Genomic DNA, 24562 nt, shown 5'->3' on the forward strand with positions numbered 1-24562 from the left:
CATGCTCGACCTTCGCCCGAAAGACTTGGCCCTGGTGCAGGCACTCGTTGCCCGGCACGTGCCGCCCGAAGTGGCCGTTTGGGCCTACGGCAGCCGCGTGAATGGCAACGCCCACGAAGGCAGCGACCTGGACCTGGTGTTGCGTGGCCACAACCTGACGGCTCTTCCGGCGCGCCTGCTCAGCGAATTTCGCGAAGCACTCACGGACAGCAACTTACCTATTTTCGTGGACGTGCACGACTGGGCGCAGCTGCCGCCCGCTTTTCATCCCCGCATTTTAGCCCGCTACGAAGTGTTGCGCTCCGGCGCGGCGGTGGCGGTATCCGCCTGATTTATCTTTTGCTTATGAACTTATTAATTGGACAAATCGGCCACCTGAGCGTCATCGTGGCGTTTGCGGCGGCGCTGGTGGCGGCTTACGGCTACTTCCAGGCCTCGCGGGGCCGCGCCCTCGGCGACGAAGACCAAAGCTGGCTGCGCACGGCGCGCTGGGCGTTTTTCGTGCACGGCGCAGCCGTGCTCTCGGTCATTGTGTGTTTGTTCAACATCATCCACGCGCACCGCTACGAGTACTACTACGCCTGGAGCCACAGCTCCAACCACCTGCCGGTGGAGTACATGATTTCCTGCTTCTGGGAAGGCCAGGAAGGCTCTTTCCTGCTCTGGATTTTCTGGCAAGTGGTGCTGGGCCTGTGCATCATGCGTTTCAACCGCAAATGGGAAGCGCCGGTAATGGCCGTGTTCAGCGGCGTGCAGCTGTTTCTGGTGAGCATGATTCTGGGCGTGGTGCTGGGCGGCGTGAAGGTGGGCTCGTCCCCGTTCATTCTGCTGCGCGAATTCCTCACCGACCTGCCGGTGTGGAAAATGAACCCCGACTTCGTGCCCAAAGACGGCACCGGCCTCAACGCCCTGCTGCAGAACTACTGGATGGTGATTCACCCGCCCACGCTGTTTCTGGGCTTTGCGCTCACGCTGGTGCCTTTCGCCTTCGCCATTGCGGGCCTCTGGAAGCGTGAACTCACCGCCTGGGTGAAGCCCGCCCTGCCCTGGACGCTCATTGGCGGTGGCGTGCTGGGCGTGGGCGTGGTGATGGGCGCCTACTGGGCCTACGAAACGCTGAACTTCGGCGGCTACTGGAACTGGGACCCGGTGGAAAACGCCGTGTACATTCCGTGGCTGGTGCTGGTGGCCTCGCTGCACGGCATGGTGCTGTGGCAGAAGCGCCGCATTGGCCTGCGCACCTCGTTTGCGCTGGTGGTGGCCACGTTCGTGCTCATTCTTTACGCCACCTTCCTCACCCGTAGTGGCGTGCTGGGCAACGCCTCGGTACACTCGTTTACGGATTTGGGCCTCTCGGGCCAGTTGCTGATTTACTTGGGCGCCTTCACCGTGCTGGCCGTGGCGCTGCTGGTGTCGCGCTGGAAAGAGATTCCGGTTTCGCCCAAAGAGCTGGATGGCTACAGCCCCGAGCTGTGGGTGTTTGTGGGTGCCACGGTGCTGTGCCTGGGCGCGTTCCAGGTGCTGTACACCACCAGCATTCCGGTGTACAATGCGCTAATGGGCCTAATTGGCATTAAAACCAACGTGGCCCTGCCCGCCGACCAGATTGCCCATTACTCTAAGGCGCAGTTGTGGATGGGCGTGGCGGTGGCCCTGCTTTCGGGCGTGGCCCAGATTATGTGGTGGCAGCGCAACAACCGCGAAACTGTCATCAACTCCCTCACGGCGCCCACGCTGCTGGCCCTGCTGGGCACGGCCCTCACCGTGCTGCTGGTTCGCTACAATGGCATCAGCATCACAGCGCCTTACATCGTGCTCACGCTGGCGGGCCTGTTTGGGGTGCTGGCCAACTTTGGTACTATCTTCAACCTGCTGCGGCGTGGCGTGCGGCTGTCAGGCGGCGCGGTGGCCCACCTGGGCATTGCGCTGATGCTGCTGGGCATCCTGGCGTCGGCGGGGTACTCAAATATCATTTCGCGCAACGTGTCGGGCCTGCTGTATTCGCGGGAGTTTGACGAGGACCTGAACCGCGACAACGTGCTGCTGTGGCGCAACGAAACCACGCCCATGCACGGCTACCAGCTCACCTACACGGGCCAATTTTTCGAGGTGCCCGGCGTGCCCGGGTACGTGGATAAGCAGTTCCTCTTCCGTACCGACGACGACTACAAGGCCCTGGCCCGCGCGCCCATCACCGTAGAAGGCAAGACCTACTACAAGACCGGCGACACGGTGAACATCCTGCCCGAAAACACCTACTACCGCATCAATTACAAGGATGTGAAGTCGGGTGAGCAGTTTGCGCTCTACCCTCGCGCCCAGGTGAACGACGAGATGGGCGGGGGCGGCCTGCTGGCTTCGCCGGCCATCAAGAAGTTCTGGGGCCACGACATCTACACGCACGTGAGTTCGGTGCTGGACCCGCGCAAGGAAAAGCCCTGGAGCGAGGCCAAGGAAAGCGTGCTGAGCGTGGGCGACACCATCTTCCTCAACGACTACTTCGCCGTGTTCCGGGCCATCGAGCCGGCCCATGAAACCGCCGGCCTCAACCTGCAGAAAGGTGACCTCGCCCTGCAGGCCGACATGATTGTGACCGGCGAGAAGCGCCAGTACCACGCCCACCCGGTGTTCGTCATCCGCAACCGCATGATTGGCCGCGTGCCCGACGAAGTGGAAGACCTCGGCGTGCGCCTCACCCTCAACGCCATCGACCCCGAGAAGGGCAAGTTCACCTTCGGCGTGAGCACCACCCAGAAAGACTACGTCATTCTGAAAGCTATGGAAAAGCCCTTCATCAACCTCCTGTGGAGCGGCACGCTGCTCATGGCCCTCGGCTTCGGCCTGAGCGTGCGCCAGCGCGGCGGCAAAGGCGCCGTGACCCCGGAAGCCGCCGAAACCGAGGCTTCGGCGGAAACGGGCAACCGCACGGCGCGCCCCCAGCCGGTGGGCTAACTAATTATTTGAATACGAAAAGGCCGCTTCTATTGCAGAAGCGGCCTTTTTATTCCCTTCCGGCGGTGAGCCGCCTAGTACTCCATGTCAACTCGCCCTTTATCCCCTCTACGAATCGGCTTGCTTGGGGCCGGCCGCGTGGCCAGCCAACTGGGGCCCGCGCTGGCGGCGGCGGGGCATTCGGTGGCTTTCGTCTGGAACCGCAATCCGGACCGCGCGGCTGCTTTAGCAGCGGAGTTGCCCGACGCGCAGGTGCTCGGTGACTTAGCTTTTCCCCTGCCGCCCGCCGACGTGTACCTGCTGGCCGTGCCCGATGCTGCCGTGGCCCCGCTGCTGGCCGCCACCAGTTGGCCCGAAGGCGCTCTGGTGGCGCACTTGGCGGGCGCGCTGCCACTCTCGGTTTTCGACGCGCAACCCGGCGTGCGCGGGGGCGTTTTCTACCCGCTGCAAACCTTCAGCCCCGGCCGCGCCATCGACTGGCCCACGGTGCCGCTGTGCATCGAAGCCAGCGGCATTGCGGCCGAAACAACGTTGCTGGATTTGGCCGGCAGCCTTAGCCAGCGGGTGCTGCGCCTCGACTCGGCCCAGCGGCTGAAGCTGCACGTGGCTGCCGTGTTCGCCAACAATTTCACCAATCACCTGTTGGGCATTGCCGATGCTTTGCTGGCCGAGGCCCGGCTCCCGGCCGAATTGCTGGCCCCGCTGGTGCGCGAAACCGTGGACAAAGCCCTGGCCAACCCGCCCTTCGCGGTGCAAACCGGGCCGGCCGTGCGCCGCGACACCCCCACGCTGGCCGCGCACGTGGCGGCGCTGGCCGCCCACCCGGCCTGGCAGGCGCTGTATGCGCAGCTCACGGCCAGCATTCAGGCGCAGCTTTGATGCCGGGGCGGGAGGGAGTACCTTTGCGGCTTCAAACGCTGTGTTTTTTCGACTTATAAGTTTCTCGTTTTGTCTGTTCCCGCCACCACCATTACCTTCCAGTTCAGCGACGGCCAGCCGGCCCAAACCCACGTGGCGGCCCCCGGCGAGTCGGTGCTCGACGTGGCCCTGAACAACGGCATTCAGCTGCAGCACAACTGCGGCGGCGTGTGCGGCTGCAGCACCTGCCACGTGTACATCAACTCCGGCGGCGACGACCTTCCCGAAATTTCGGACAAGGAAGAAGACTTCATTGACCGCGCCGAAAACCCGCGCATCAACTCCCGCCTAGCCTGCCAGTGCGTGCTGGAAAAAGACATGCAGGTAACGGTCACCATTCCGCCCCAGCATTTCCTGGGCCACTAATTCTTGATGTGCTGATGAGGTGATTTGCTGATGTGCTTCTAAAAACATCACAAAGCAACCACTCAGCACATCAGCAAATCACCTCATCAGCACATCAGCACATCAACAGAATGACTCATTTCGAGCCGCCCATGCACTGGGCCGACCACGAGGACATTGCCATGGCGCTCTACGAGAAGTTCGGCGACGACTTCACCGAGGCCAAAATCTACCGCATCCGCTTCACCGACCTCATCGAGTGGGTGATGAGCCTCGACAACTTCGACGGCACCCGCGAGCAGGCCACCGAGGGCCACTTGGAGCAAATCCAGGCCAAGTGGGTGTACGAGTGGCGCGACAACCAATAAACGGCCGAGCTAGCGAGCCTGCGCGGCCAACCCGGTACCGGTTTCCCGCGTAAGCTGGCCTGAAGTGGCCCTTTCCTGCCGTTTCAGGCATTGCCGCAGCCTTTACCCGGGCGGTTTCCTTCCTTTCCATTATTCGTTTTTTGCATGAAAACCGGCATTATTAAATTTTTCAACGAAGCCAAAGGCTACGGCTTCGTGACCGACGACCAAACGAAAGAAGACTTTTTCGTACACGTAACGGGCCTCAACGGAGTCACGGTGCAGCAAAATGACCGGGTGGAATTCGAAACGCAGGAAGGCCGCAAGGGCATCAACGCCGTGAACGTCCGCAAAATCTGAGCAACAGAAATCGACATTCGGGGCAACCCGTCGAAAAAGCTTCTCCTTTCCGGGGAAGCTTTTTTTATGGCCCGGCCCGCCGCTGTGCCCGACCTTTGCATCTTGCCCGTTCGCCTCGCCATGCCCCCGCTTCCGCCCAAGCCGCCGACCGCCGCCGTGCCCCCGCCTCCGGCCGAGCGCCTGCGCACGGCCCTGCCCACGCTGGTGCGCTGGCCCAACCTTGTGATAATGCTGCTGTGCATGGCCCTGGTGCGGGCGGGTCTGCTGCTGCCGGAGCTGCCGCTGCACGCGTCGCTGTTGGCGCCGCGCTTTGGGGCGCTGGTGCTGGCGGCGCTGCTGGTGGCCGCGGCCGGCTACATCATCAACGACTACTACGACGTGAAGATTGACGCCATCAACCGGCCCGACCGGCTGGTGGTGGGCCGCGTGGTGAACCGGCGCAAGGCCATGCTGGCCCACATGCTGCTGAGTGGCGCGGGTGTGCTGCTGGCTGGCTGGCTGCACCCGGTGCTGGGACTGGTCACGCTGGGCACGGCGCTGTTGCTGTGGGGCTATTCGGCGCGGTTCAAGCGGGTGGCGCTGGTGGGCAACGCCAGCATTGCCACCCTCACGGCGGCGCTGGTGCTGCTGCCCGAGTTGCAGCTGCAACTAGCCCGGCACGACAGCCACAGCGTGGTGTGGCCCTACGCCCTGGCCGCTTTCCTGCTCACCATGGTGCGCGAGATAGTGAAAGACGTGGAGGACATGAAAGGTGATGCCCAGCACGGTTGCCGCACGCTGCCGCTGGTGGTGGGCGTGGCCCGCACCAAGTGGGTGACCGGCTTCTTCCTGGGCTGCCTGGCGCTGCTGACACTAGGTGCCACGGCCCGGCTGCTGGCGGGCGGGCACTGGCCGCTGGGCACCTGGCTGCTGGTGCTGGTGTTGCTGCCCATGGCCCAGCTGGTGCGCCTGCTCATCCGGGCCGACCGGCGACGGCATTTTCATTACCTCAGCGCGTGGTGCAAGGGCATCATGCTGGCGGGCGTGCTCAGCATGGCGCTGGCGGGCGGGTTGTGAGTGGTTAGTGGTTAACGGTGAGTGGTTAACTGCCAAATGGCAATTCCCTTTTACGACACATCTCTATCATTTATCATTAACCACTAATCGTTAACCACTAACCACTACCATGAAATACCGCCACCTGTTCTTTGACCTCGACCACACGCTGTGGGACTTCGAGAAAAATGCCAACGAAACGCTGCGCACGCTCTACGCGCGGCACGACTTTGCGCGGTTTGGCACGTTCACGGCGGAAGAATTCATTCGGGTGTACAGCGACATCAACCACGCGCTGTGGCGCATGTACCAGAGTGGAAAAATCTCGCAGGCGCAGCTGCGCGACGTGCGTTTCTCGCGCACGCTCAGCAAATTGGGCGTACCGGACGCCGACGTGCCTGCCACCATCTCGGCCGAGTTCACGGACATTCTGCCGCTCAAGTCCGCCGTGTTTCCCTACACCCACGAGGTGCTCGACTACCTGAAGCCCCGGTACCGCATGCACCTCATCACCAACGGCTTCAACGACATTCAGGCCATCAAGCTGGCTTCGTCGAACCTGACGCACTACTTCGAGTCGGTCATCACCTCCGAACACAGCGGCCACCTCAAGCCCGACCCGCGCATGTTCCAGCATGCCTTGCAGCACACCGGCGCCACGGCCGCCGAGAGCCTGATGATAGGCGACAACCTGGAATGCGACGTGCTGGGGGCCTTCAACGCCGGCATCGACCAGGTTTATTTCAACCCCGACAAGCGCCGCCACTTCGCCCAAACCACGCACGAAATCAGCTGCCTGAGCGAGCTGAAAGCATTCTTGTAGCTCATTTGTCATCCTGAGCGCAGCGAAGGACCTTCTCACCGAAGAACGGTTTGCAGTAATTCAAGCAGTGCAGGCGTGGGGTAAGAAGGTCCCCCGCTATGCTCAGGATAACAGCCGAAATTCTCACCAACATGATACACCTCATTGGCCTCTCCGGCCGCCGGGGCAGCGGCAAAGACACCGTGGCCCGGCTCATCCAGCAACTGCAGCCCGAGCGCATCTGGCAGGTTCGCTCCTTCGGCGATTCCATTAAATCGGTCTGCGCCGCCCTCACGGGCGAGGCGGCGGCGCTCTACTATTCCCAAAAAGGCAAGGCCGAGCTGGTGCCCACCTTCCGGCGCACCCGGGGCGAAATGCTGCAGCAGGTGGGCGAAGCCCTGCGCCAGTGGGAGCCGCTGGTGTGGGTCGATGCCTTTTTTGCGGCCCTGCCGCAAGACGCCTGCGTGCTGGTGCCCGACGTGCGCTACGCCAACGAAGCCGACCCCATTCGGGCCCGCGGCGGCATCATGCTGCGCGTGGAAGGCGACCCGCTGCGCCAGCGCGGCGACGGCACCCGCGACGACAACCACCCCAGTGAAGTCTCCATGGACGCTTATCCCAATTTTGACCATGTGCTGCACAACACCGGCTCCTACCAGGACCTCGAGCAGCAGGTGCGAGAGTTGCTGAAGCGGCTGTAGCATCTCAAAGATGAAAGCTATTCCAGTCAAAGTTTGGAATCGAATTGATATGCTGCAAAAACCAATTGCAGCAATAGCCCGGGCATCAGCAGGCAATCAGAAACGCTGGGTTATGATTGATGTTAAGAGATGGAGCGTCGTAGCGCAGCCACCACACCTTTATCACGTTTCTGATATTGAGTTTGATATGGCACTACTGAATAAGTATGCTGAAGATGGAGACGAAGATTTAGCAATTGTAGCTCAAACCAGCTATTACGTTGCCGATGTTGTTGAGCTATATGCTTTGTTGTTACAACTTGAAGTCGACCCTGAATCATTTAATGCTCCTTGGTATGTGGGCTATCCACTATAGCTGTTATAGTATCATCCTACCTTTGCCCCATCCCACCCCAACCCTCCCAACAACCTAACCTGAATATTTATGGCCAACGCCTTTTTCAACGCCCCCGTCCCGATTAACGAACCCGTGAAAGGCTACGCGCCCGGCTCGAAAGAGCGACTGGAGTTGCAGCAGCAGCTCAAGAGCCTGCGCGGGCTGGAGCTGGACATCCCGATGTACATCGGCGGCAAGCAGGTGCGCACCGGCAAGCTGGAGCGCATTGCCCCGCCCCACGACCACCAGCGCACCATTGCCCATTTCCACGCCGGCGACGCCAGCCACGTGCAGCTGGCCATCGACGCTGCGCTGGCTGCCCGCACCGCCTGGGCCGAGCTGCCCTGGGAGCACCGCGCCGCTGTGTTCCTGAAGGCCGCCGACCTGCTGGCCGGCCCCTACCGCGCCCGCATCAACGCGGCCACCATGCTGGGCCAGAGCAAGAATGCGTTTCAGGCCGAAATCGACGCCGCCTGCGAGCTGATTGATTTCTTCCGCTTCAACGTGTACTACATGCAGGAAATCTACAAGCAGCAGCCCGAGAGCCTGCCCGGCATGTGGAACCGCGTGGAGCACCGCCCGCTCGAAGGCTTCGTGTTCGCCCTCACGCCCTTCAACTTTACGTCCATCGCCGGCAACCTGCCTTCGTCGGCGGCCATGATGGGCAACGTCATCGTCTGGAAGCCCGCCAACACGCAGATTTACTCGGCCCAGGTGCTGATGGAGCTGTTCAAGGAAGCCGGCGTGCCCGACGGCGTCATTAACCTGGTGTACGTGGACGGCCCCACAGCCGGCGACGTGATTTTCTCGCACCGCGACTTTGCCGGCATCCACTTCACCGGCTCCACGGGCGTGTTCCAGAACATCTGGAAGACCATCGGCCAGAACATCCACCTGTATAAATCCTACCCGCGCATCGTGGGCGAAACCGGCGGCAAAGACTTCATCCTCGCCCACCACTCGGCTCATCCCAAAGCCGTGGCCGTGGCCATGAGCCGGGGCGCCTTCGAGTACCAGGGCCAGAAATGCTCGGCCGCCTCGCGCGTCTACCTGCCCTCCAACACGGCCCAGGAAATCCTTGGCTATGTGAAGGAAGACCTCGCTTCCTTCAAAATGGGCGACGTGGAAGACTTTGGCAACTTTATCAACGCCGTTATCAGCGAGGTGTCCTTCGATAAGCTGGCCAAGTATCTCGACGCTGCCAAGTCCGACCCGAACGTGGAAATCATTGCCGGTGGCGGCTACGACAAGTCGAAAGGCTACTTCATCGAGCCCACCGTCATCGTGGCCAAAGACCCCAAGTACGTGACTATGTGCGAGGAGCTGTTCGGCCCGGTGCTCACGGTGCACATCTACAACGAAAACAAGTTCGAGGAAACGCTGGAATTGGTGGATACCACTTCGCCCTACGCCCTCACCGGCGCTGTGTTTGCTCAGGACCGGTACGCCATCGACCTGGCCAGCAAGCGCCTGCAGAATTCGGCCGGCAACTTCTACATCAACGACAAGCCCACCGGCGCCGTGGTGGGCCAGCAGCCCTTCGGCGGCGCCCGCGCCTCCGGCACCAACGACAAAGCCGGCTCGCAGCTCAACCTCATCCGTTGGGTGTCGCCCCGCGCCATCAAGGAAACCTTCGTGCCCGTCACGGACTACCGCTACCCCTTCCTGGGCTCGGAGCCGGCCGAAGATTTGAACCGCGACAAAGGCCTGTAACAGCCTTGTCAGTTAGCCACAAAAAAGCCGCCTCTGGTTAAAGAGGCGGCTTTTTTACATCAATAGTGAAGCCAGTTGAAGGTCATTCAACGTCCGCTTCGCCTCCTAATTTCGACTGAATGGCCCGGATTTCGCCGCTGTCGAGCGGCTTGTGAATCAGGCCCGCCACCAGGTCATATTCCTTCGATTTTTCGAGGTCGGCCAGGGCCAGCGACGACGTGAGAATGTAGATGGCGCAGTGCCCCCGTAATTCTTCTTCGTAGGGCGCCAGGGCGTCCAGAAACTGCCAGCCGTCCATTTCGGGCATGTTCAGGTCCAGAAAAACCACCTGGGGCATCAGATTTTCCTTCGCCCGCATCAGCAGCTTGTCCAGTGCTTTTTTTGCTGATTGGAACGTGCAGATGGTGTTGGAAAATCCTTCGGCCCGCAGGAGTTGCTCGGTGAGGTAGGTGGCGAGGTTGTCGTCGTCAATGAGGTAGGTTTTCATCCGCACGGGGCCTGAAATGAAGGGTAAACTCGGTGCCTTCGTCGAGGCGGCTCCGAACGGAAACAGCCCCGCCCATGGCTTCTGCGTGGGCTTTCACCAGAAAAAGGCCAATGCCGCGCCCGGCAGTGCCCGTGCCGCCGTGAAAGCGACGGTACAGCTGGAAAATATTATCGCTCGCCTTCTCCTGGTCAAATCCGGAGCCGTTGTCGCGCACGGTGAGGGTGATGCCCAGGCGCGGGTCCTGGGCTGCGGCCACGTCAATCCGCAACGGCCGCGCGTCGGAGCGGTACTTGATGGCGTTGGAAATCAAATTGTGGAAAATGCTGTGGAAATAGGCCCGGCTGCCCGCCACGTGCAGCGTCGCCGGGATGGCGTTGTGCAGTTGGCCCCCGCAATCCCGCAACGCCTCCTGCAAGCTGAGCAGCGCCTGCTGGCACACGGCGGCCACGGGCACGGGTTCGGGCCGGTAGCCGTCCTGCGAGTCGCGCAGCGACAGGATGTTGTTCACATCCATCATCACTTGGTCGAGTTGTTGGATGCTGGTGCGCAGGTGCTGCAACGACACGTCAAACGTATCAGAACGCTTGTCTAGCCGCGCCAGCAAATCGGTAAAACCCAAGGCATTGGCCAATGGGGCCCGCAGGTTGTGCGACACGATGTACGTGAACTGCTGCAAGTCGGAGTTTTGCTGCACGAGCCGTTCCGTGAGCAGAAGTTGGCGCTCTTCGGCTTGCTTTTCCTTGGTGAGGTCGTGCACCACGCCCACCAGCTGGTAACAGCGGCCAGCTTCGTCGTGCACCGGCGTCACGCTCACTTCGCCCGTCACGCGGCCGGTAGGATAGTCGGAGGTTTCCAGCCAAGTCACCCGCTGCGAGGTGCGGATGGCTTCTTCGTATTTGGTGAGCACCAGGCTCAGCGAAGGCTCCGGGATAACGTCGCTCACGTAGCTGCCGGCCACTTTTTCTACCGGTACTCCCGTGGCTTTCTCGAAAGCGTTGTTGGCGAAAATGAAGCGGTAGCGGCCGTCATCTTCCACGCTCAATACAAACGTGACGTCGGCAATGGCATTAAAAATCACCGAAAGCTGGTGTTCGCGCTCGGCTAGGTCGGCGTACGACAGCGTTGGTTCGGACAATGGCACTTCGCGCTCTGACATGGGTAGAGTTAAGGACTGCGCGTCAGGCTTCACAGCTCCGAGACGAAGTATCACAAGTCAATTTACTACCAAAAAGCGTATTTATCCTTAGCAAACTACCTGACTCTCCATTTTTATGCCACGCAACGCCATCACTGTCGAGCTTACTCCCCCGGCCTAATCTGCTCGTGTGCACAGCCGCCATCTGCCCGCTTTGTCGCCGCAATTGGGTTGTTGCTTTCCAAACACCTGCCGCCGCTTCCACCTTTAACATTGCGCCCCTAACCCGTGGGCGCTACCTTTGCCCTTCAGCGCCCACGGGTGCTGCTACCCTCTACATTTTTCGCTATGTTTTTGATACTTCCGGCTGCCAATTATCAGCCCTCCGATTACCTGCCCATTCTTATTCAATTCGGTTTGGCGTTGGCGTTTGTGGCGTTCGCCATGATTGTGTCGCACCTCGTGGGCCCCAAGCGCAGCAGCAAAGTAAAAAACGAAGCCTTCGAGTGCGGCATCGAGTCGGTGGGCAACGCCCGCACCCCGATTTCGGTGAAATACTTCCTCACGGCTATTGTGTTCGTGCTGTTCGACGTCGAGGTAATCTTCATGTACCCGTGGGCAGTGAACTTCCGCGCCCTGGGCAATGACGGTTTCATTGCCATGGTGCTGTTCATGTTCTTCCTGCTGGCGGGCTTCCTCTACATCATCAAAAAGGGCATCCTGCGCTGGAACGAAGCCTGATTCGCCCAAACTTTTGCCGCGCTGCCGGTGTTGGCAACTAGGCCATTAGGCCGTCCAATCTGACTTATCTTCCTTATGGATACCCGCGTTCCAGAAATTAAAACGGTTGAGGCCCCGAGGGCATCGAAGGCGCTGGCTTCTTTGCCACCTCGCTGGAGAAAGTGGTGGGCATTGCCCGCGCCAACTCGCTCTGGCCCTTGCCCTTCGCTACCTCCTGCTGCGGCATCGAGTTCATGGCCACCATGGGCTCGCACTACGACATCTCGCGCTTCGGCTCCGAGCGGCCCAGCTTCTCGCCCCGCCAGGCCGACTTGCTGATGGTGATGGGCACCATTGCCAAGAAAATGGCTCCTATCGTGAAGCAGGTGTACGAGCAGATGGCCGAGCCCCGCTGGGTGCTGGCCATGGGCGCCTGCGCCTGCTCGGGTGGCATTTTCGACTCGTACTCGGTGCTGCAAGGCATCGACCGCATTATCCCGGTGGACGTGTACGTGCCTGGCTGCCCGCCCCGCCCCGAGCAAGTGCTCGACGGCCTGATGCGCGTGCAGGACTTGGCCAAAAACGAATCTTTCCGCCGCCGCAACGCGCCCGAATACCAGGCCCTGCTGGCGTCGTACAACATTAAGTAATCTGCATCAGGCAGTTGGTAGTCGGAGGAAAGGCCGCCTTTTCTCCGACTACCGGCCCTTACCACCCCCGAATGAATCCTCAGGAATCTGCCGCCGCTCCCGAAGCTCCAGTTGCCGAAGACCCGATTAAGGTCCAGAATGCGCGGGTGTTGGCTTTGCTGCACAAGTTGTTTGGCGAGGCCACGTTCACGGATGTGGAAGAGCCCCACGGCCTGCTCACGGTGACCACCACGCGGGAGCGCATCCACGACATCGTGGCCGGCTTGCAGCAGGACCAGGAAATCAAGCTTCATTTCCTGACCACTATGTGCGGCATCAACTACCCCGAGAACGAGGGCAAGGAGCTGGGTATGATTTACCACCTGCACAGCCTGACGCAGAACATTCGCCTGCGGATTAAAATCTTCTTCCCCATCGCCGACCCGGTGGTGCCAACCCTGACCGACCTCTACGCCACTGCCAACTGGATGGAGCGTGAGGCCTACGACTTCTACGGCGTCATCTTCACCGGCCACCCCAATCTCATTCGCATCCTCAACGTGGAGGACATGGACTACCACCCCATGCGGAAGGAATACCCGCTGGAAGACGGTACCCGCGAAGACAAAACCGACCTGTTTTTCGGCCGCTAGGCCCCTGATAACACTATCATGGCAGTAAACGACACGCTGGAAGGCACCCATAAAATACACGAGGAGGCCGCCGCGCAGCGCCACGGCCAGCTCATGCCCCTGCTCAACGACTTCAGCCAGGAGCTGACGACGCTGAACCTGGGCCCCACGCACCCGGCCACCCACGGCATTTTCCAGAACATCCTGCAAATGGATGGCGAGCGAATTGTGTCCGGCGTGCCCACCATCGGCTACATCCACCGCGCATTTGAGAAAATCGCGGAGCGCCGGCCGTTCTACCAAATCACGCCGCTCACCGACCGGATGAACTACTGTTCGTCGCCCATCAATAACATGGGCTGGCACATGACGGTGGAGAAGCTGCTCGGCGTGACCGTGCCCAAGCGGGCGCAGTACATGCGCGTGATTATGATGGAGTTGGCCCGCATTGCCGACCACCTCATTTGCAACTCGATTCTGGGCGTAGACACCGGGGCTTTCACCGGCTTTCTGTACGTGTTCCAGGAGCGTGAGAAGATTTACGAAATCTACGAGGAGGTGTGCGGCTCGCGGCTGACCACCAACATGGGCCGCGTGGGCGGCATGGAGCGGGATTTCTCGCCGGTGGCGCTGCAAAAGCTGCGCGATTGGTTGAAGACCTTCCCGGCCGTGATGAAGGAGTTCGAATCGATGTTCAACCGCAACCGCATTTTCATGGACCGCGTGGTGAACGTGGGCCCCATTTCGGCGGAGAAAGCGTTGAACTACGGCTTCACCGGCCCCAACTTGCGGGCCGCGGGCGTTGATTACGACGTGCGCGCCATGAACCCCTATTCTTCTTACGAAGACTTCGAGTTCGACATTCCGGTGGGCACCAACGGCGATACGTACGACCGTTTCATCGTCCGCAACGAGGAAATCTGGCAGAGCCTGCGCATCATCAAGCAAGCGCTGGAAAACCTGCCCGAAGGCCCCTACCACGCCGATGCGCCGCACTACTACCTGCCCGCCAAGCAGGAAGTGTACAAGAACATGGAAGCCCTGATTTACCACTTCAAAATCATCATGGGCGAGATTGACGCGCCGGTGGGCGAGGTATATCACTCGGTGGAAGGCGGCAACGGCGAGTTGGGCTTCTACCTGATTTCGGACGGTGGCCGCACGCCTTACCGTCTGCACTTCCGCCGGCCCTGCTTCATCTATTACCAAGCTTACCCGGAAATGGCCGTGGGCACGACACTCTCGGACGCCATTGTCATTCTCTCGTCCATGAACGTCATCGCTGGCGAGCTGGACGCTTAGTTTTCTGTGAATCTGACTGATATGGAGCCGACCACCGCGCCCACCAAACCGCAATTTTCTCCCGCCGCTCAGGCGGAAATCAAGCGCCTGCTCACGCACTATCCGGAAGACCGGAGCAAGTCGGCCCTGCTGCCGATTCTGCACATTGCGCAGGCCGAGTTCGGCGGTTGGGTAAGCCCCGAAGTACAAGACCTGGTGGCCGAAACGCTGAAAATCAAGCCGATTGAAGTGTACGAAGTAGCCACGTTCTACACCCAGTATAACCTCAAGCCGGTGGGCAAGCACGTGCTGGAAATCTGCCGCACGGGTCCCTGTATGCTGCGCGGCTCTGATGAGTTGACCGAGCATTTGGAGCGCATCACTGGCGCTAAGGTCGGCGGCACCTCGCCCGACGGTACCTTCACCCTGAAGGAAGTGGAGTGCCTGGCCGCCTGCGGCTTCGCTCCCATCGTGCAAGTGCGCGAGAAATACTACGAGCAGCTGGACACACCGGAAGCGGTGGACGCCATGCTCAGCGAACTGAAGAGCCTGGTGCACCGCCCTATCCTCCCCTGGGAGGAAACAGGCCTGCCCAACTCCTTGAAGAACTACTAATCGGCTGGCCATCAGCACAACGCTTACCACTATGGGCCGCAAGCTATTAACTGAACATATCAACGTCGAGGGCATCAACACCTTCGAGGTGTACCGCAAGCACGGCGGCTACCGCTCCGTGGAAAAGGCGCTCAAAACCATGACGCCCGACGAAGTGGTGGAAGAAGTGAAGAAGTCGGGCCTGCGTGGCCGCGGCGGCGCCGGTTTCCCCACGGGCATGAAATGGAGCTTCCTGGCCAAGCCCGAAGGCGTGCCGCGCTACCTTGTCTGCAACGCCGACGAATCGGAGCCGGGCACCTTCAAGGACCGTCAACTGATGTCGAAACTGCCCCACCTGCTCATCGAGGGCATGATTACGGGCAGCTACGCGCTAGGCGCACGCACCAGCTACATCTACATCCGCGGCGAGTTGTTGTACGTGCTGCGCATTCTGGAAAAGGCCATTGCCGAAGCCTACGCGGCTGGTTTCCTGGGCGAGAACATCCTCGGCTCGGGTTACTCCTTGGATTTGCACGTGCACCCCGGCGCCGGCGCCTACATCTGCGGCGAGGAAACTGCGCTGCTGGAGTCACTGGAAGGCAAGCGCGGCAACCCGCGCAACAAGCCGCCGTTCCCGGCCGTGCAGGGCCTCTACGCCCGCCCTACGGTGGTGAACAACGTAGAAACCATCGCGGCAGTCGTTCCCATTGTGAACGAAGGCGGCGACGAGTACGCCAAACTGGGCGTGGGCAAAAGCACGGGTACCAAGCTGATTTCCGCTTGCGGCCACCTGAATAAGCCCGGCATCTACGAAATCGAGCTCGGTGTGCCGGTGGAGGAATTCATCTACTCCGATGAGTACTGCGGCGGTATCTGGAAAGGGCGCGACCTGAAAGCTGTGGTAGCTGGCGGTTCTTCCGTGCCGATTCTGCCCAAAGAGCTCATTCTAAAAACCGCTGCCGGCGAAAACCGCCTGATGACTTACGAGTCGCTCAGCGACGGCGGCTTCATCACGGGTACCATGCTGGGCTCCGGCGGCTTCATTGCGATGGACGAAACCACGTGCATCGTGAAGAATACCTGGAACTTCAGCCGTTTCTACCACCACGAGTCGTGTGGGCAGTGCTCGCCCTGCCGCGAGGGCACCGGCTGGATGGAGAAAGTGTTGCACCGCTTGGAGCACGGCCACGGCTCGATGCACGACATCGACCTACTGGTGAGCGTAGCCAAGCAGATTGAAGGCAATACCATTTGCCCGCTGGGCGAAGCGGCCGCCTGGCCGGTAGCTGCGGCCGTGCGTCATTTCCGCCACGAGTTTGAGTGGCACGTGACCAATCCCAAGGAGGCCACAATGCCCGGCGCGGCTTACCGCAATGCCCCGGTTCTGGCGTAATTTCAACTTCTGTCATGCTGACGAAGGAAGCAACTTATCACGGCTACCTTCATCAGAACCTGATATTAACCGAGCACTGCGAACGTGATAAGATGCTTCGCAAGCTCAGCATGACAAAAACATCCAATGGCTAAAATAACCTTCGACGGCATTGAGGTAGAGGTTCCGGACGGAACCACTATCCTGAACGCGGCCCGCCAGATTGGCGGGAGCGTGGTGCCGCCCGCCATGTGCTACTACACCCCGCTAAAGGGCTCGGGCGGCAAGTGCCGCGCCTGCCTCGTCAAGGTTTCGGCCGGCTCGGCGAAAGACCCGCGGCCCATGCCCAAGCTGGTGGCCTCGTGCATTACCACGGTGCAGGACGGCATGGTGGTGGAAAATACCATCAACCAGCAGGTGCTGGATGTGCGCAAAGGCATCGTGGAGATGCTGCTCATCAACCACCCGCTCGACTGCCCGGTGTGCGACCAGGCCGGCGAGTGCGACCTGCAGGATTTCGCCTTCGAGCACGGCGTGAGCACCACCCGCTACGAGGAAGAGCGCCGCACCTTCGAGAAAATCGACATCGGCCCGCTCATCCAGCTGCACATGACGCGCTGCATTCTGTGCTACCGCTGCGTGTACACCGCCGACCAGCTTACTCCCGAGCGCGTGCACGGCGTACTGGGCCGCGGTGATGCCTCAGAAATTGGCACCTACATCGAAAACATCATCGACAACGAGTTCAGCGGCAACGTCATCGACGTATGCCCGGTGGGCGCGCTGACCGACAAGACCTTCCGCTTCAAACAGCGCGTGTGGTTCACGAAACCCGTGAACGCTCACCGCGACTGCGAGAACGAGAAGTGCTGCGGTCGGGTAACTCTTTGGTACAAAGGCAAGGATGTGCTTCGCGTAACGGCCCGCAAAGACCAATATGGTGAAGTGAAAGAGTGGATTTGCAACACCTGCCGCTTCGATAAAAAGGAAACCTCGGACTGGGTGCTCGAAGGCCCGGCGCACATCAACCGCGCCTCGGTTATCTCGGCCAACCACTACGAGCTGCCGGTTATCAACCCCCAGGTGTTGGCCGACTTGCCGGAAAGCACCACCCGCGAACTGGAACGCAACCCGCCCCTCCGCTTGGGCGGGATTAATGGCTAATTGATTGATGTGCTGATTGAATGATTTGCTGATGTGCTGGCCACATCACAAAACTCAAGTGAAGAACAGCACATTAGCACATCAAAAAATCAACACATCAACACATGACTCTTCCCGCTCTGGGCTGGCAAGGCCTCGTCGTTCTGGTAGTTTTCGGCGTTTCGCTGCTGATTGCCACGTATTCTACTTATGCCGAGCGCGTGATTGCCGCGTTTCTGCAGGACCGGGTGGGCCCGGACCGCGCCGGCCCCTTCGGCCTGCTGCAGCCGCTGGCCGATGCCGTGAAGCTCTTCACCAAAGAGGAGTTCTTCCCGGCCGGTGCCAACCGCGCGCTGTTCGTATTTGGCCCCTGCCTGGCCATGGTCACGGCCCTGATGTCGTCGGCGGTTATTCCATTCGGCAACTTCCTGCAGTTCGGTGATACCATTATTCACCTGCAAGGCATTGAAATCAATGTTGGCATGCTCTACGTGTTCGGCATGGTGTCGCTGGGCGTATACGGCATCATGATTGGTGGATGGGCTTCGAACAACAAGTTCTCGCTGCTCGGCGCCATCCGCGCTGCCTCGCAAAACATCAGCTACGAAATCGCCATGGGCCTCGCCCTAATTGCCGTGCTGATGATGTCGGGCACCTTGTCGCTGCGCGAAATCACGCTGCAGCAGTCGGTGGCCGGCGAGTGGCACTTCTGGAACATTGCCAAGCAGCCGCTGGGCTTCATCATCTTCATCGTGTGTGCTTTCGCCGAGACGAACCGGACGCCCTTCGACTTGCCGGAGTGCGAGACTGAGCTGATTGGCGGCTACCACACCGAGTACAGCTCCATGAAAATGGGCTTGTACCTGTTTGCGGAGTACATCAACGTATTCGTGGCGTCGGCCGTGATGAGCGTGCTGTATTTCGGCGGCTTCAATTTCCCCTTCCAATATGAGTTGCGTGATTGGCTGGTGTCGAGCCGCGGCCTGGAATTGGTGACGGCCCAAAACATCATCACCATCCTCGGCTTGGTGGGCTTGTTTGCCAAAATTTTCGGCTTCATCTTCTTCTTCATGTGGGTGCGCTGGACCCTGCCGCGCTTCCGCTACGACCAATTGATGCGCCTGGGCTGGACCATCCTCATCCCCCTGGCCATCTTCAACATCATGCTGACGGGCGGCCTGATTACGTTCGGCGTGATTAAATAACGACCATGGAATCCTTAAGCAAACGCGCCAAAGTTCTCGAAAAGAAGCCCATGACTTTTGCCGAGCGGGCCTACCTGCCGGCCATTTTTCAGGGCCTGACCATCACGATGCGGCACTTTTTCCGGGCCGCGACCAAGAAGCAGGTTACCGTCCGCTACCCCGACGAGACCCGCCCCTTCTCCCCCGTGTTCCGCGGCCTGCACGTGCTCAAGCGCGACGAAGCCGGCCGGGAGCGCTGCACCGCCTGCGGTCTCTGCGCCGTGGCCTGCCCCGCCGAAGCCATTACGATGGTGGCCGGCGAGCGCAAGAAGGGCGAGGAAAACCTCTACCGCGAGGAGAAGTACGCCGTGAGCTACGAAATCAACATGCTGCGTTGCATCTTCTGCGGCCTGTGCGAAGAAGCCTGCCCGAAAGCCGCCGTGTACCTGCAAGCCGACAAAATGGCCCCGCCGCGCTTCGAACGCGACGAGTTCATTTATGGCAAAGACCGGCTGGTGGAGCCCGTGACGCCGGACAACCGCTCGAAACGCGGCATCCAGCTCACGCCGGAGCAGGCCGACAAGCTGCGGGCTCAAATGCAGACGGTTTAAAGAGCTGTCATGCAGAGCGCAGCGAAGCATCTCGCTCGCTTTGCTGAACAAATTGAGTTACCATTGCACGCGAGATGCTTCGCTGCGCTCTGCATGACGTTGTTTTGGCGTGGTGCTCTAACCCGTTGTTATGTCCCCTCTCTTCCTCTTTCTCTCGTTCGTGGCCCTGCTGAGTGCACTGGGCGTGGTGCTGGCCAAAAACCCAGTGCACAGCGTCCTGTTCCTCATCCTCACGTTCTTCACGCTCTCCGGTCACTACCTGTTGCTGAACGCGCAGTTTCTGGCCGCGGTGAACATCATTGTGTACGCCGGCGCCATCATGGTGCTGTTCCTGTTCGTGATTATGTTCCTGAACCTGAACGAGGACACGGAGCCCCATAAGCCCGCCCTGGCTAAAATTGCGGCCACCATTGCCGGCGGCTCGTTGCTGCTGATTCTGGTAGCGGCCCTGCGCAACGTGAACCCTGCGGGTTACGACCCGACTAGCTTCGACTCGCAGATTGGCATGGTGGACCGGTTGGGTTTGGTGCTGTTTCAGCAGTACGCACTGCCGTTTGAGCTGGCTTCCATCCTGCTGCTGGCGGCCATGGTGGGCTCGGTGATGCTGGGCAAGCGCGAAACGGGCGAGCGGAATTTCTAAACGCCAGGACTCTTTGAAGTAGAGCGGCAGCTGAGTTCCAGCTGCCGCTTTTTTTGTGGCTTTATGTAACTTGCTGCCACCCATTGGTATCATTTACCCTTAACGCCCAATGCTTTTCAAGAACCTGCTCAGGAAAAAAGCTTCCGACTCATTGCCCCGCGCTGAAGAGCTGGGGGGCCTTGGCGTCATGTATCTGAAACGCTATTGGTCGCAAGCACTGGCGACGCGCAATGGCGCGTGTAAGGCGCCAACCGAACAAAGCTGGCGGTTCGACAATCTGCTGCTGAACGGCCTGGGACTGCCCATTGAAGAAACGTTGCAGTACTTGATTCGTTCGGCGCCCACGTTTGCCGAGTTTGAGGCTTGGGTATTGGCCAAGAACGGAGGCCACCTCGACCCCATGCAGGTAGCGCGGCTCAACAGCCTGTTTACGGGCCGGCCGTACCCGGACGGGCTGCAGCAGCGCCTGCGCGCAGTGGAGGCGGAACCCGACGTGCTGAGCGCCGAAGACCTGGCCTTCTGGGACGAGCACGGCTATGTGGTGGTGCGCGGCGCAGTGCCGAAAGAGCAGGCGCGGGCCACCGAGCGGGCTGTGTGGGAAGCCCTCGGCATGGACCCGAGCGACCCCACCACTTGGTACCAGAAACCCATCGGCAAGGGCATTATGATGGAGTTTTACCACCACCCTACGCTGCTGGCCAACCGGCAATCGAAGCGCATTGAGAAGGCGTTTGCCCAACTCTGGCATACGGCAGACCTGTGGAAAACCACCGACCGCACCAGCTTCAACCCGCCCGAAACCGAGTCCTACCATTTCCCGGGCCCGCACCTGCACTGGGACATGAGCCTGGAACCGCCGTTTCGCTTCGGCACGCAGGGGCTGCTGTATCTCTGCGACACGCCGGCCGAACAGGGCGCCTTTTGCTGCGTGCCGGGCTTCCACCGCAATTTGGAAAGCTGGCTGGCTGCCCTGCCGCCCGGCACCGACCCGCGCCGCGTCGACCTCGACGCCCAGGCCGTGCCTATTGCGGCCGAAGCCGGCGATTTCGTCATCTGGCACCACGCGCTGCCGCACGGCAGCAGCCCCAACCGTGGCACCTACCCGCGCATCGTGCAATACCTGAACATGTACCCGGTCGAATTCAAGGAAACCATAGCTTGGCGGTAGCAAGCCGCTGGCTGCTCTATACATGCAAAGAGCCGCACCTAATGGGTGCGGCTCTTCCTATAGCTATTGTGATAAGGGATAAGCGGATGAATATGTTGCGACGCTAATTCTTTAGCTGGGCCTGCGCTATTCGGCAGAAGTTTTTATGCAGACGCTAGTTGTAGGAAGCAGTGCTGGCCACGCTTTGCGCTTGGGCAACCATCGTCGAGCGGAGCAAGGCGGAGCGGTAAGTGGGCACGCGCATTTTATACACCGGCGAAGAAGCCAGCTGCACTCGCATCAGGGAGGCGCTCAGTGTAACCCAGAACAGAACAACAGCGGCGAAGAGGTAAAATTTAGTCATGGGTGCGAGCGGTGAGGCGTTTAAGTGATACAAACCTACTCGGTGCCTTCAGGGCCGGGGTTGCCTCTTCGTTTAGTCAGGGCCGTTGCGCGTTGAACCGGACATTTTGGGGTGTGAGCAATTAAAGCTGGACTCTATTGCACGTCTAAAAAACAGGAGCAGCGACTGAAATATCAGTCGCCGCTCCTGTTTTTTAGGTTTTATAGCCTCACAAGCTCAAGTACCGGTTAAAAGGAGGTTCACCTTCCCAATAAGCCCCTGCACCATCTCCAAAAATGAGCAAAGTGCCTTCTTGGTTGACTATTTCTTTGATGGCTTGATTCAAAGACATTTCTTGGCCGTCCAACCCTTTATTGACCGAAATAAAATAGCATTTATCGCCATTTTTTAGCGAATGCGCTTTCTCAAGAATGGCATTTATTTCGTGTGTGCCAGCACCGCGCAAGTCCTGGAATTTGCTTCTATCCAGGTCCTGACCGTGATAAAGCATGCTTAGAAATGAACTTCGCCGCTTAGGATTTTCAACAAATCTTAAATACCGGTCCTGCTTTGCTTTCAGCACAAACCGTTTAATAAACTGCTGTTCTAAATCGAGTCGCATAGCGAGTATCTAAAGTTATGCTTTGCTACTTCCCCACCACGTCCGTCTTAATACTCAATTCTTTCAACTGCGCATCCGCAATCGGCGAGGGCGAGTCAATCATCACGTCGCGACCCGAATTATTCTTCGGAAACGCGATAAAGTCGCGGATGGAATCCGAGCCGCCGAAGAGGCTGCAGAGGCGGTCGAAGCCGAAGGCGAGGCCGCCGTGGGGCGGCGCGCCGTATTCGAAGGCATCGAGCAGGAAGCCGAATTGGGCCTGGGCCTCCTCGGGCGTGAAGCCGAGCAGTGAGAACATGCGGGCCTGCACGGCGCGGTCGTGGATGCGGATAGAGCCGCCGCCGATTTCCACGCCGTTTATCACGAGGTCGTAGGCGTTGGCTCGCGTCTGGCCGATGGTGGCCGGGTTGTCGAGCAGGGCCATATCCTCGGGTTTGGGCGAGGTGAAGGGGTGGTGCATGGCGAAGTGGCGGTTTTCCTCCTCGCTGAATTCGAGCAGCGGGAAGTCAATCACCCACAGCGGCGAGAACGAATTGGGGTCGCGCAGGCCCAGGCGGCGGCCCATTTCGAGGCGCAACTCACTCATGGCTTTGCGGGTTTTGGCTTCGGAGCCGGCCAGCAGCAGAATGAGGTCGCCGGGGTTGGCGTTGAAGGCGGCTTTCCACTTCTGCAGCTCTTCTTGCGAGTAGAACTTATCAACCGAGGATTTCACCAGGCCGTCGGCCTCTACGCGGGCGTACACGAGGCCGGTGGCGCCGATTTGCGGGCGCTTCACCCACTCAGTCAGCTCGTCGATTTGCTTGCGGGTATAGGTGGCCAGGGTGGCGGCGTTGATGCCCAGCACCAATTCGGCGTTGTCGAAGACGGGGAAATTCTGCCCTTTCACGGTTTCGGTGAGGTTCACGAACTTCATCTCGAAGCGGGTGTCGGGCTTGTCGTTGCCGTAGTCGCGCATGGCGTCGGCGTAGGTCATGCGGGGCACGGTGGGGAAATCGAGGTTTTTGATTTCCTTGAACAGGTAGCGCACCAGGCCCTCGAACATGTCGAGGATGTCTTCCTGCTCCACGAAGGCCATTTCGCAGTCAATCTGCGTGAATTCGGGCTGGCGGTCGGCGCGCAGGTCCTCGTCGCGGAAGCACTTCACAATCTGGAAGTAGCGGTCGAAGCCCGACACCATGAGCAGCTGCTTGAACGTCTGGGGGCTCTGCGGCAGGGCGTAAAACTCGCCGGGGTTCATGCGCGAGGGCACCACAAAGTCGCGGGCGCCTTCGGGCGTGCTCTTGATGAGCACGGGGGTTTCCACTTCGATGAAGTCCTGGCCGTCGAGGTAGCGGCGCACGGCCTGGGCCATTTTGTGGCGCAGCATCAGGTTGTTGCGCACGGGGGTGCGGCGCAGGTCGAGGTAGCGGTACTTCATCCGCAGGTCGTCGCCGCCGTCGGTTTCGTCTTCGATGAGGAAGGGCGGCAGCTTGGCGGGGTTGAGAATTTCCAGCTTTTCGGGCCGGATTTCGATGGTGCCCGTCGGGATTTTGTCGTTCTTGGAGTAGCGCTCGGCCACGCGGCCGGTCACGCACAGCACAAACTCGCGGCCGAGTTGGCGGGCGGTTTCGCGCACGGCTTCGGCTTCCACGCCTTCTTCCAGGGCAATTTGGGTGAGGCCGTACCGGTCGCGCAGGTCAATCCAGAGAATGGCGCCCTTGTCGCGGGTGCGCTGCACCCAGCCGCAGAGGCTGACGGTTTGACCAATGTGTTCTTCGCGGAGTTCGCCGCAGGTGTGGGTACGTAGCATCTTGTCAATTAGCAGTTAGCAGTGAACAGTCAACCACCCGTAGCCGGCGCGTTTCAGGGTTCGTCCGGTGGTTTATCCGGCGCTTCCCCTGTTACCTGTTCACGGCCAACGGTCAACTGAATCTGCCACGAAGGTAGCCATTGGCTGGGCGGGGCGAAAACCCAAACTTTGGTACGGAGTATGCAAAGGCCGGCGGTAGCTGCGTTCCTTTGTCTCTTCATTCCCTTCTGTTTTCCATGAAACTCCTCCCCTCTCTGGCCCTGGCCGCTGCGCTGCTGGCCGCCGGCTCGGCCCAGGCCCAGACCAAAATCAAGACCAAAAGCAAGTCAGACGCTTCCGGCACCGTCATCAAATCCAAGGGCACGGCCGACGCCGTGACGCTCGACGGGCCCATCAAGCGCATCGAAACGCTCTCGGGCATCGACGTGTTTCCCAAGCCGAACTCGACCGACATCCTGCTCAGCTTCACGCAGCAATTCACCAAGCCCGGCACGCTGGTGATGACCGACTATAAAAACCGCGTGATGTACCAGGCCGAGCTGGACCCGCAGAACAACACCGGCGCGCCCGTGAACCTGGGCAAGATTCCGGCCGGCACCTACCTCGTAGAGGCCAAAACCGGCAACTACGTGTACTGGAAGAAAGTCCGCATCAAGTACCCGGCCGTGCGCCGCTAATCCCCGA

At 60.1% G+C, this 24562-nt stretch carries 27 protein-coding genes and 1 pseudogene; 23 read left to right on the top strand and 5 right to left on the bottom strand.

Features of this window, described 5'->3' with window-relative positions:
• Position 1: 1 nt before the first annotated feature.
• The 11 genes from MUN81_RS19700 (at position 2) to pruA (ending at position 9549) form a co-directional block, all read left to right on the top strand.
• Positions 2-331: a nucleotidyltransferase domain-containing protein gene (locus MUN81_RS19700; RefSeq protein WP_245113647.1), complete on the top strand. Its 330-nt coding sequence runs from the start codon at positions 2-4 to the stop codon at positions 329-331.
• A gap of 14 nt (positions 332-345) precedes the next feature.
• Positions 346-2952: a cytochrome c biogenesis protein CcsA gene (gene ccsA, locus MUN81_RS19705; protein WP_245113655.1), complete on the top strand. Its 2607-nt coding sequence runs from the start codon at positions 346-348 to the stop codon at positions 2950-2952.
• 84 nt (positions 2953-3036) lie between these two features.
• Complete coding sequence (locus MUN81_RS19710) at positions 3037-3831, top strand: Rossmann-like and DUF2520 domain-containing protein (RefSeq protein ID WP_245113657.1); 795 nt, start codon at positions 3037-3039, stop codon at positions 3829-3831.
• Positions 3832-3900: 69 nt separating this feature from the next.
• Positions 3901-4236 carry a 2Fe-2S iron-sulfur cluster-binding protein gene (locus MUN81_RS19715; RefSeq protein WP_245113658.1) on the top strand — a complete coding sequence of 112 codons (336 nt, stop codon included), beginning with the start codon at positions 3901-3903 and terminating at the stop codon, positions 4234-4236.
• 110 nt (positions 4237-4346) lie between these two features.
• A complete protein-coding gene (iscX, locus tag MUN81_RS19720; RefSeq protein WP_245113659.1) occupies positions 4347-4583 on the top strand; it encodes a Fe-S cluster assembly protein IscX in 237 nt (78 codons plus the stop codon).
• Between the two features lie 144 nt (positions 4584-4727).
• Entirely contained in the window at positions 4728-4922 is a 195-nt protein-coding gene (locus MUN81_RS19725; RefSeq protein WP_046244217.1) for a cold shock domain-containing protein, read from the top strand.
• Positions 4923-5042: 120 nt separating this feature from the next.
• On the top strand, positions 5043-5978 hold the full coding sequence (locus tag MUN81_RS19730; RefSeq protein WP_245113660.1) for a geranylgeranylglycerol-phosphate geranylgeranyltransferase: 936 nt from the start codon (positions 5043-5045) through the stop codon (positions 5976-5978).
• A gap of 109 nt (positions 5979-6087) precedes the next feature.
• Positions 6088-6780, top strand: coding sequence for a YjjG family noncanonical pyrimidine nucleotidase (locus MUN81_RS19735; RefSeq protein WP_245113661.1), 693 nt, complete (start codon positions 6088-6090; stop codon positions 6778-6780).
• A gap of 131 nt (positions 6781-6911) precedes the next feature.
• Positions 6912-7460 carry a hypothetical protein gene (locus tag MUN81_RS19740; protein WP_245113663.1) on the top strand — a complete coding sequence of 183 codons (549 nt, stop codon included), beginning with the start codon at positions 6912-6914 and terminating at the stop codon, positions 7458-7460.
• A gap of 10 nt (positions 7461-7470) precedes the next feature.
• On the top strand, positions 7471-7815 hold the full coding sequence (locus MUN81_RS19745) for a hypothetical protein (protein ID WP_245113665.1): 345 nt from the start codon (positions 7471-7473) through the stop codon (positions 7813-7815).
• Positions 7816-7884: 69 nt separating this feature from the next.
• Complete coding sequence (gene pruA / locus MUN81_RS19750) at positions 7885-9549, top strand: L-glutamate gamma-semialdehyde dehydrogenase (protein WP_245113666.1); 1665 nt, start codon at positions 7885-7887, stop codon at positions 9547-9549.
• Between the two features lie 82 nt (positions 9550-9631).
• Here the strand turns inward: pruA and MUN81_RS19755 are convergent, their stop codons facing one another.
• Positions 9632-10036: a response regulator gene (locus MUN81_RS19755; RefSeq protein ID WP_245113667.1), complete on the bottom strand. Its 405-nt coding sequence runs from the start codon at positions 10034-10036 to the stop codon at positions 9632-9634.
• Positions 10017-11192 (bottom strand): PAS domain-containing sensor histidine kinase, encoded by a 1176-nt coding sequence (locus MUN81_RS19760; protein ID WP_245113668.1) that lies wholly within the window; start codon positions 11190-11192, stop codon positions 10017-10019. Before MUN81_RS19760 ends, MUN81_RS19755 begins: the two co-directional genes overlap by 20 nt.
• 327 nt (positions 11193-11519) lie before the next feature.
• Here MUN81_RS19760 and MUN81_RS19765 point away from each other — a divergent pair, with 327 nt between their 5' ends.
• From MUN81_RS19765 to MUN81_RS19815, 11 genes and pseudogenes are all read left to right on the top strand, one after another.
• Positions 11520-11912, top strand: a complete 393-nt coding sequence (locus MUN81_RS19765; protein WP_245113669.1) for an NADH-quinone oxidoreductase subunit A — start codon at positions 11520-11522, stop codon at positions 11910-11912.
• 75 nt (positions 11913-11987) lie between these two features.
• Positions 11988-12541 (top strand): annotated as a pseudogene (locus MUN81_RS19770) (NADH-quinone oxidoreductase subunit B).
• 71 nt (positions 12542-12612) lie between these two features.
• Positions 12613-13173, top strand: coding sequence for an NADH-quinone oxidoreductase subunit C (locus tag MUN81_RS19775; RefSeq protein ID WP_245113671.1), 561 nt, complete (start codon positions 12613-12615; stop codon positions 13171-13173).
• A 93-nt stretch (positions 13174-13266) separates the two neighbouring features.
• Complete coding sequence (locus MUN81_RS19780) at positions 13267-14454, top strand: NADH dehydrogenase (quinone) subunit D (protein ID WP_046244293.1); 1188 nt, start codon at positions 13267-13269, stop codon at positions 14452-14454.
• 21 nt (positions 14455-14475) lie between these two features.
• On the top strand, positions 14476-15048 hold the full coding sequence (locus MUN81_RS19785) for an NAD(P)H-dependent oxidoreductase subunit E (protein WP_245113673.1): 573 nt from the start codon (positions 14476-14478) through the stop codon (positions 15046-15048).
• Positions 15049-15079: 31 nt separating this feature from the next.
• Entirely contained in the window at positions 15080-16420 is a 1341-nt protein-coding gene (gene nuoF, locus MUN81_RS19790; protein WP_245113674.1) for an NADH-quinone oxidoreductase subunit NuoF, read from the top strand.
• A 126-nt stretch (positions 16421-16546) separates the two neighbouring features.
• Positions 16547-17563: a 2Fe-2S iron-sulfur cluster-binding protein gene (locus MUN81_RS19795; RefSeq protein ID WP_245113675.1), complete on the top strand. Its 1017-nt coding sequence runs from the start codon at positions 16547-16549 to the stop codon at positions 17561-17563.
• A 104-nt stretch (positions 17564-17667) separates the two neighbouring features.
• A complete protein-coding gene (gene nuoH / locus MUN81_RS19800) occupies positions 17668-18747 on the top strand; it encodes an NADH-quinone oxidoreductase subunit NuoH (RefSeq protein WP_196295591.1) in 1080 nt (359 codons plus the stop codon).
• A 5-nt stretch (positions 18748-18752) separates the two neighbouring features.
• On the top strand, positions 18753-19337 hold the full coding sequence (locus tag MUN81_RS19805; RefSeq protein ID WP_245113676.1) for an NADH-quinone oxidoreductase subunit I: 585 nt from the start codon (positions 18753-18755) through the stop codon (positions 19335-19337).
• Between the two features lie 130 nt (positions 19338-19467).
• The gene (locus tag MUN81_RS19810) at positions 19468-19977 is read left to right on the top strand and encodes an NADH-quinone oxidoreductase subunit J (RefSeq protein WP_245113678.1); all 510 of its coding nucleotides are present in this window, start codon (positions 19468-19470) and stop codon (positions 19975-19977) included.
• Between the two features lie 187 nt (positions 19978-20164).
• Complete coding sequence (locus MUN81_RS19815) at positions 20165-21145, top strand: phytanoyl-CoA dioxygenase family protein (RefSeq protein WP_245113680.1); 981 nt, start codon at positions 20165-20167, stop codon at positions 21143-21145.
• 154 nt (positions 21146-21299) lie between these two features.
• On the opposite strand, the gene MUN81_RS19820 is transcribed toward MUN81_RS19815, so the two are convergent.
• The 3 genes from MUN81_RS19820 to aspS form a co-directional block, all read right to left on the bottom strand.
• Positions 21300-21488, bottom strand: coding sequence for a hypothetical protein (locus tag MUN81_RS19820; RefSeq protein ID WP_245113681.1), 189 nt, complete (start codon positions 21486-21488; stop codon positions 21300-21302).
• 208 nt (positions 21489-21696) lie between these two features.
• Entirely contained in the window at positions 21697-22089 is a 393-nt protein-coding gene (locus MUN81_RS19825) for a hypothetical protein (RefSeq protein ID WP_245113683.1), read from the bottom strand.
• Positions 22090-22114: 25 nt separating this feature from the next.
• Positions 22115-23878: an aspartate--tRNA ligase gene (gene aspS / locus MUN81_RS19830; protein ID WP_245113684.1), complete on the bottom strand. Its 1764-nt coding sequence runs from the start codon at positions 23876-23878 to the stop codon at positions 22115-22117.
• A 236-nt stretch (positions 23879-24114) separates the two neighbouring features.
• Between aspS and MUN81_RS19835 the strand changes: the two genes are divergently transcribed.
• Positions 24115-24555 (top strand): hypothetical protein, encoded by a 441-nt coding sequence (locus tag MUN81_RS19835; protein ID WP_245113686.1) that lies wholly within the window; start codon positions 24115-24117, stop codon positions 24553-24555.
• Positions 24556-24562: the final 7 nt, after the last annotated feature.

The sequence above is a fragment of the Hymenobacter sp. 5317J-9 genome, from assembly GCF_022921075.1.
In the GTDB taxonomy this organism is placed as follows: Bacteria; Bacteroidota; Bacteroidia; order Cytophagales; family Hymenobacteraceae; genus Hymenobacter.

Excerpts from the sequence above, each read along its gene's own strand:
- MUN81_RS19815 (WP_245113680.1), top strand. The coding sequence starts at position 20,165 with ATGTATCTGAAACGCTATTGGTCGCAAGCACTGGCGACGCGCAATGGC.
- MUN81_RS19805 (WP_245113676.1), top strand. The coding sequence starts at position 18,753 with ATGGAATCCTTAAGCAAACGCGCCAAAGTTCTCGAAAAGAAGCCCATG.
- MUN81_RS19820 (WP_245113681.1), bottom strand. The coding sequence starts at position 21,488 with ATGACTAAATTTTACCTCTTCGCCGCTGTTGTTCTGTTCTGGGTTACA.
- pruA (WP_245113666.1), top strand. The coding sequence starts at position 7,885 with ATGGCCAACGCCTTTTTCAACGCCCCCGTCCCGATTAACGAACCCGTG.
- MUN81_RS19745 (WP_245113665.1), top strand. The coding sequence starts at position 7,471 with ATGAAAGCTATTCCAGTCAAAGTTTGGAATCGAATTGATATGCTGCAA.
- iscX (WP_245113659.1), top strand. The coding sequence starts at position 4,347 with ATGACTCATTTCGAGCCGCCCATGCACTGGGCCGACCACGAGGACATT.
- MUN81_RS19760 (WP_245113668.1), bottom strand. The coding sequence starts at position 11,192 with ATGTCAGAGCGCGAAGTGCCATTGTCCGAACCAACGCTGTCGTACGCC.
- ccsA (WP_245113655.1), top strand. The coding sequence starts at position 346 with ATGAACTTATTAATTGGACAAATCGGCCACCTGAGCGTCATCGTGGCG.
- MUN81_RS19725 (WP_046244217.1), top strand. The coding sequence starts at position 4,728 with ATGAAAACCGGCATTATTAAATTTTTCAACGAAGCCAAAGGCTACGGC.
- MUN81_RS19740 (WP_245113663.1), top strand. The coding sequence starts at position 6,912 with ATGATACACCTCATTGGCCTCTCCGGCCGCCGGGGCAGCGGCAAAGAC.
- nuoH (WP_196295591.1), top strand. The coding sequence starts at position 17,668 with ATGACTCTTCCCGCTCTGGGCTGGCAAGGCCTCGTCGTTCTGGTAGTT.
- MUN81_RS19785 (WP_245113673.1), top strand. The coding sequence starts at position 14,476 with ATGGAGCCGACCACCGCGCCCACCAAACCGCAATTTTCTCCCGCCGCT.
- MUN81_RS19700 (WP_245113647.1), top strand. The coding sequence starts at position 2 with ATGCTCGACCTTCGCCCGAAAGACTTGGCCCTGGTGCAGGCACTCGTT.
- MUN81_RS19810 (WP_245113678.1), top strand. The coding sequence starts at position 19,468 with ATGTCCCCTCTCTTCCTCTTTCTCTCGTTCGTGGCCCTGCTGAGTGCA.
- MUN81_RS19765 (WP_245113669.1), top strand. The coding sequence starts at position 11,520 with ATGTTTTTGATACTTCCGGCTGCCAATTATCAGCCCTCCGATTACCTG.
- MUN81_RS19735 (WP_245113661.1), top strand. The coding sequence starts at position 6,088 with ATGAAATACCGCCACCTGTTCTTTGACCTCGACCACACGCTGTGGGAC.
- MUN81_RS19795 (WP_245113675.1), top strand. The coding sequence starts at position 16,547 with ATGGCTAAAATAACCTTCGACGGCATTGAGGTAGAGGTTCCGGACGGA.
- MUN81_RS19755 (WP_245113667.1), bottom strand. The coding sequence starts at position 10,036 with ATGAAAACCTACCTCATTGACGACGACAACCTCGCCACCTACCTCACC.
- MUN81_RS19780 (WP_046244293.1), top strand. The coding sequence starts at position 13,267 with ATGCCCCTGCTCAACGACTTCAGCCAGGAGCTGACGACGCTGAACCTG.
- MUN81_RS19730 (WP_245113660.1), top strand. The coding sequence starts at position 5,043 with ATGCCCCCGCTTCCGCCCAAGCCGCCGACCGCCGCCGTGCCCCCGCCT.
- MUN81_RS19775 (WP_245113671.1), top strand. The coding sequence starts at position 12,613 with ATGAATCCTCAGGAATCTGCCGCCGCTCCCGAAGCTCCAGTTGCCGAA.
- aspS (WP_245113684.1), bottom strand. The coding sequence starts at position 23,878 with ATGCTACGTACCCACACCTGCGGCGAACTCCGCGAAGAACACATTGGT.
- MUN81_RS19710 (WP_245113657.1), top strand. The coding sequence starts at position 3,037 with ATGTCAACTCGCCCTTTATCCCCTCTACGAATCGGCTTGCTTGGGGCC.
- MUN81_RS19825 (WP_245113683.1), bottom strand. The coding sequence starts at position 22,089 with ATGCGACTCGATTTAGAACAGCAGTTTATTAAACGGTTTGTGCTGAAA.
- nuoF (WP_245113674.1), top strand. The coding sequence starts at position 15,080 with ATGGGCCGCAAGCTATTAACTGAACATATCAACGTCGAGGGCATCAAC.
- MUN81_RS19835 (WP_245113686.1), top strand. The coding sequence starts at position 24,115 with ATGAAACTCCTCCCCTCTCTGGCCCTGGCCGCTGCGCTGCTGGCCGCC.